Source organism: Colwellia sp. BRX10-1, from assembly GCF_014077545.1.
Taxonomy (GTDB): Bacteria; Pseudomonadota; Gammaproteobacteria; order Enterobacterales; family Alteromonadaceae; genus Colwellia_A.
Genome location: NZ_JACGWC010000048.1, coordinates 1 through 6121, shown reverse-complemented (window position 1 = coordinate 6121; position 6121 = coordinate 1). Strand labels below are relative to the sequence as shown.

Here is a 6121-nt window from a genome sequence, read left to right as displayed (position 1 = left end):
AGACGCCCTACAACGAATCAAAATATTTAGAAGCATTAAAACGAAGAGGATCACCACTGTTAAAATTTGCAATAAATAGCTAAATTTTACTAGTTGTCCACCTCAGGGCGTGTTGTTAGGTATACTTTGCACCAATACCTAGCGGTACACAACTGAGCCTTCTGGAAAACACTGAAACCAACTATAAAGCTTTACAAAAACAACAGGGTAAGATGATTTAAAAACATCAGTGTTTAATACAATTAACCCATTAGGAATTCTAGACATTGAATCATAAAATAAATGTTCTCCCATGCCCTCCCAGTTTCGACAATACAGATCCGGAAAGTTGAATTGTTTTATCAAGAAATCAAATATAGAGTTTTCAGAGTCTACTTGCGATAAGTCTAAAACTAATTCGTTGACTCCAGACATATTACGTATACCTAACGCCCCATTAAGAGGCTTTTAATTGTTGGCTAAAATGTGAAGCGAAGCGGAACCTAGCCAACTGTTAAAAGTCCTGCTTGAATGGCTTGTTATATGCCTAACTCTCATCAATTGTAAACTCAATACCACCGCATTTTCTAGCAACAAAGTTATACACTAAACAGAATATACGACAAAAAATATACACGATTAAACCGTAAATAAATGGAAGAAAAAACATTGCCCATAAACTTGAATCAAAAGGATTATTTGAAAAAGGGAGTGCTATCGCTACCATGAAACTAAAAGGTATCATCAATACAGTAACCAATATAGCTATCATTAAACTCGATTGACTCGATGATATATTTGTAATCCGAACTTTCAATGTGCCCCCTTGGCATATAACGCCTTGCTAAGCGGCGCAAAATAGTTGGCTAAAATGTGCGAGGAACGAAGCGCAGCCAACTGTTATGCGTCCGTTTGAGCAACTTGTTATGTGCAATTACTGCCAAAACCCCAATTCCCAGCCTGATAAAACAAACTGAAAAATCAATAAAACTGCTGTGAATAAAGCCAATTTCTTACGTGTTTTATAGCGTGTTATAAAATACCCAAGTAGTAATAAGTCGTAAAGAACTATAACAATTAATAACAGTAAGGATATCCAACTTCCTAATGATAAGTGTGTTCCATGAATATCAAAAATATAGTCAAAAGGGACAATAAATAACTTGGGTTCTATACCAATCAAAATACCAAAGATTGGAAGAATGAAAAATTTGATATATCTACTCAAAGTCTGAAACCCATTTGCACATAACGCTAAGCTAAGCGGAAAAAAACGGTTGGCTATAATGCGCGAAGCGCAGCCAACTGTATTTTTTCCGTTTGAGCGCCTTGTTATATGCAGCACTGGTTGAACTAGATACTGCACGAATTTAATAGCGCACGTTATAAAAACGCCACGCTGTGAACTTTTACGCTACACGCAAAAGCCAAAACAGAATTAATAGTTTTGCCACCTTTGAAAAAGGTATAAAAGGCAAAGCTTATTAGTGATTACGACAAACCAATTTTAGCGAAAAACGCTGGTTTGAACTTGCCCTAAAGCATAATTACTTTAAGGCATATAACGCCACATTAAGAGGAAATTTGTAGTTGGCTAAAATGTTGAACGCAGTGAAAACAGCCAACTGTAAATTTTCCTGCTTTAATGCCTTGTTAGAAGCCATTTACCTGTAACCAAATACCAACATAAAAACACCAATAAATATTGGTAGAACAACGAAGTTTAAGAAGCTTGCATAATCTCTTTTTAGGAGTGAATAAATACCAATACTAAAATGAATAATTACGATAGAGCTACATAAGATGCCACTGATAATTAGTTTAAGAGTATATTCGATTTCAGGAAATAATAAATATGTAGTAATACAAGTTGGAAGAATAATTAATAATTCAGTCCAACGAGCATTCCCGTCATTTATAAATTTTAAATACTTCTGAGCTAGATTCATTCACTGGCTTCTAACGCCTTACTAAGCGGCGCAAAATAGTTGGCTAAAATGTGCGAGGAACGAGTGCTAGCCAACTGTTTAGCGTCCGTTTGAGTAACTTGTTATGTTTCAATTTGAATATAAATACTGATGCCTGCAATGATTAGTAAAGCAACTCTTAAAGCAGTTAATTTATCATGGTGCTTATATAAACTAAACATAAACTCCCATATAGGAAAGAAAGCAACTGCAACTAAAAAATATGGAATGGCTCCCCATTCCCCTTTGACAAAGTCAGTTATAGATAAATATATAAAAATTAGACTGATAAAACCAAATACTATCTTGAGTGTAATTAATACAAAAGCCGCTTGTTGATCCCAAGACATTTTCAAGGATAAAACATAACCACCTACTGCTATGATAGCAACATTTGATAGTACACCAATCAAATCGAAATCATCAGACGCTAACTCAGAAAGCCTAGCTAGAGAAAGAAATGCAATAAAGATAAATAACGGAGGTATAGACCTAGATAGTTTTCCAAGAAAAAAATGCTCAGAAACATGATTACTCATCCATGATGATTGCGACACTTGCAGACTCCTTTGAAACATAATGACCTGGTCAACTAAATTCAGACACCTAGTTAAGTTCGTTAAGCTACCTTTTTCAATTCTCTTTCTTTACATTCAAATATATTTGGACTTTGATAACCAAGATATGAGTGCAGCCTTTGGCTGTTGTACCACATCGTGATGTAGTTCAGCACATCTTGTTGAGCGGCATAACGGGTTTGATAGTTACGCCAATGCACGCGTTCTTGTTTTAAACTACCAAAGAAGCTCTCTGCTACCGCATTATCCCAGCAGCAACCTTTCTTACTCATACTACCAACAAAGCCATGTAATCTCAGTATTCGTCTATATTGATGACTCGCATATTGAACACCTTGATCTGAATGCACTATTAATCCAGCCTTGGGTTTTCGTTGCCACATTGCCATTGTCAGAGCATCACAAACAAGTTGAGCTTTCATTCTTGAACCCATGCTCCAACCAACAACTTTACGAGAGTATAGGTCGATTACTATCGCTAAGTATAGCCAGCCTTCTGAAGTCCATATGTAAGTAATATCTTGCACCCACGCTTGGTTAGGTTGTTGCATACCAAAGTCTTGCTCAAGTTCGTTCGCGTAAACGGGCTTGTTGTGTTCGCTGTTTGTCGTTGCTTTATATTTTTTCTTGTAACGTACCCAAACGTTTGCTTCTTTCATTAATCGCGCTGTTTTTCTACGGCTAACAGGAAAACTGAGCGCATTTAACGCTTTTTGAATACGTCTTTCGCCATAAGTATTATCGCTAAACTTTGCAATATCTTTCACCCATTCCAGCATCTCTTGATGGGTTGTATCAATAGGCCTTTGAGCCTTTCTTTTTTGAAAACTGTAATAGTTGTTACTTTTTACACCCAATACGCGACACATCAGTATCACGGGCCAGATCTTCTTATGTTGGGCAATGAACGAGTATTTTACTTCGTTTCTTTTGCAAAGAAGACCGTCGCTTTTTTTAATATCTCACGCTCCATTTCTAGGCGCTTTACTTGGGCTTTAAGTTTACGGATTTCATCTTGCTCTGGCGTTAGCTTTCCGTTTCCTCTAAAAGCATGACCATCATCGTTTTCAGCTTCTTTGATCCATCGACCAAGCACTTGAGCACTGACATCTAAATTTCTAGCGGCTTCTGCTACAGCGTAGTTTTGATCTCTAACGAGAGCAATTGCATCTAGTTTGAATTCTTTTGAATAAGTTTTACGGTTTTTCATTTGTATCTCCAGTTAAGTCTATTATGTCTTAACTGAGGTAGTCGTATCAATTAGACCATGTCATAACGCCTTACTAAGCGGCGCAAAATTGTTGGCTAAAATTGCGAGGAACGAAGCTAGACAACTATTTAGCGTCCGTTTAAGTAACTTGTTATATGCCTTGAACACCAGTATTTTTGAACAGTCTGATTAAATTAGCCAAAGAGAATATGGCCATTACAAACGAAACTACTGATAAGATATACAAAATATAATTAACAGTTATATCTAGATAAACAATTGTTGGGTTCTCCCTATTATAAATAGCCTCAACTAATGAGTTTTCTTTATAAAGCTTTAATTTCTCATTCGCCTCTTTAAAATTGTAAAGCTGATTCATATTGGAAATTTCTTTTCCAATATAACTATTACCATCAATCTCATATTGGTATTTTATATCTAGAATATAGCGTTCATCTTTATGTTCAACTCTCTTGATATCCGATGACATGATAATCGCCGGAGTTATTGGCCAATTACCAGCATTTAAGTTCTCTGCAATTTTAAAGGTTAAGAGACCAAGCCATAAAGAAGATCCGATTAGCATGAATCCAAAAAATAATTTGCTGTTTTTAAACATATCTCACTCTGCTTTATAAAAGTCTATCTGGAATACGCACACAATTCATCTTAGGCATATAACGCCCAATTAACAGGCAAAAAATAGTTGGCTAAAATAAGTGAACGTAGTGAACAAAAGCCAACTGTTTTTTGTCCTTGTTGAATTTCTTGTTATGTACCGATTTTGCACAACACTTTGATTACATTAACATGCTCTTTACCAACAAGACCAACATCCTGATGAAATCTAAAGCCTGAACGTTTTACTTTGGCAACATCGAGTGCCAATACTGCTTGTTCATAGTCGTTATTTATTAGCGCGAAAGATGCGTGCCATTTGAATTTATCTAATGGGAACATTAGGCGACTGTGATGTTTAGTAAGTACGGAAAGTACATTTTGATATTCAGATTCGATAGCATTCGTTGCGACGATATATGGATAATCTACATAAGCTGTTGTTTGATGGTTTGGAAATTCTTCTTCTCGTTTCAAAATTGCACGATATGCTTCCATTGCTTTATCAATGTCACCAAGATTCATGAATGCAATGCTTTGAGCCCAGTAGGCGCGAACATCATCAAATTTATCTTTTCGCTTTTCGAAGTACTCATCGATTAATTGTAAAGAGATTAAAGGAAATGACTCGCTTAGGTGTGATGCTTGAATAATAATATATTGATCACGTTGAGAACGTGCACGCTTAAGCTTCTCATAAAACAAAGCCTCAATTTCATCATTCCATTTATTATTCCTATACCAATCGTCAGATGACATAGCTTTCCCTAGGTACATAACGCCTCAATAAGAGGAACTTTATAGCTGGCTAAAATGTTGAACGCAGTGAAAACAGCCAGCTGTAAATTTTCCTGCTTGATTGCCTTGTTAGGTAACTTACACCCAACGCCCGAACCTTACTATTTGTTGGGGCATATATTCCATTACCCACGTACGATCTGAAGCAATAATTAGAGTAGTTTCTTGGTTAAAGTAACTCTGTAAGTTCTCTAGTAAGCTTGCCCAGGTAATGTATTCTAAATTTGACCAAGAATTATGAATAATAATTAATTCGAAAGCTCCATTTATGGTTTTGCTATTTAGCCAAGAAGTTAATCTCTGCGTATGTTCAGGATCTTCGAAAGAAGCAACTATCCATTCACTTGTTTCATCTATTCCTTCATCCCAAGTAATTTCAAGTAAATTGGGCTCTATAAGTTTTCTTATATCCCTAACTCTTAAATTGGGATTTATAAGATTGACCATCCTTAGTTACCTAACGCCTAATTAACAGGCAAAAAATGGTTGGCTAAAATAGGTGAACGTAGTGAACAAAAAGCCAACTGTTTTTTGTCCTTGTTGAATTTCTTGTTATGTTTAACTATCAGCTGACTCTTGATTTGTTTGCTTTTTACTTAATAAACTAATGAGCTTAACTTGAGAGTCAGCTATGGATTTTTGAGACCCTGCAATATCTGTAATACGGTTAAGTAATTTAACAGCAAAGACGATAATCCCAACTACAATTGCAAGTTGAAAAATGATGGCTAAAAAAGCTACTCCTGCGAACATATACGATCCTTTTTTAGTGAATAAAACATAACGCCACATTAAGCGGCAAAAATTGTTGGCTAAAATGTTGAACGAAGTGAAAACAGCCAACTATTTTTTGTCCGTTTGAATGCCTTATAGTTCGACCAAGCCACCTAATTTACTAAAGTAACTTACTATTAGATTAGGTGGAACATGCTTCTGTTGGTTACGAATATTGAATGGCAAACATCCAATGT

General features: G+C 35.8%; 7 protein-coding genes. All 7 read right to left on the bottom strand.

Translation table 11 applies throughout. The features are described 5' to 3' along the window. Positions 1 to 138 precede the first annotated feature (138 nt). Entirely contained in the window at positions 139 to 414 is a 276-nt protein-coding gene (locus tag H4J75_RS19265; RefSeq protein WP_182223004.1) for a barstar family protein, read from the bottom strand. Between the two features lie 1615 nt (positions 415 to 2029). Beyond that, a complete protein-coding gene (locus tag H4J75_RS19260) occupies positions 2030 to 2503 on the bottom strand; it encodes a hypothetical protein (RefSeq protein WP_182223003.1) in 474 nt (157 codons plus the stop codon). Positions 2504 to 2565: 62 nt separating this feature from the next. After that, a protein-coding gene (locus tag H4J75_RS19255) for an IS3 family transposase (protein WP_182223002.1) occupies positions 2566 to 3734 on the bottom strand; the annotation gives its coding sequence in 2 pieces (ribosomal slippage) (positions 2566 to 3485 and positions 3485 to 3734; 1170 coding nt in all). A gap of 151 nt (positions 3735 to 3885) precedes the next feature. Then, positions 3886 to 4353, bottom strand: a complete 468-nt coding sequence (locus H4J75_RS19250) for a DUF3592 domain-containing protein (protein WP_182223001.1) — start codon at positions 4351 to 4353, stop codon at positions 3886 to 3888. A gap of 152 nt (positions 4354 to 4505) precedes the next feature. Then, positions 4506 to 5129, bottom strand: coding sequence for a hypothetical protein (locus H4J75_RS19245; protein WP_259366467.1), 624 nt, complete (start codon positions 5127 to 5129; stop codon positions 4506 to 4508). A gap of 99 nt (positions 5130 to 5228) precedes the next feature. After that, complete coding sequence (locus H4J75_RS19240; protein ID WP_182223000.1) at positions 5229 to 5597, bottom strand: hypothetical protein; 369 nt, start codon at positions 5595 to 5597, stop codon at positions 5229 to 5231. A 111-nt stretch (positions 5598 to 5708) separates the two neighbouring features. Then, the gene (locus H4J75_RS19235) at positions 5709 to 5903 is read right to left on the bottom strand and encodes a hypothetical protein (protein WP_182222999.1); all 195 of its coding nucleotides are present in this window, start codon (positions 5901 to 5903) and stop codon (positions 5709 to 5711) included. Positions 5904 to 6121 lie beyond the last annotated feature (218 nt).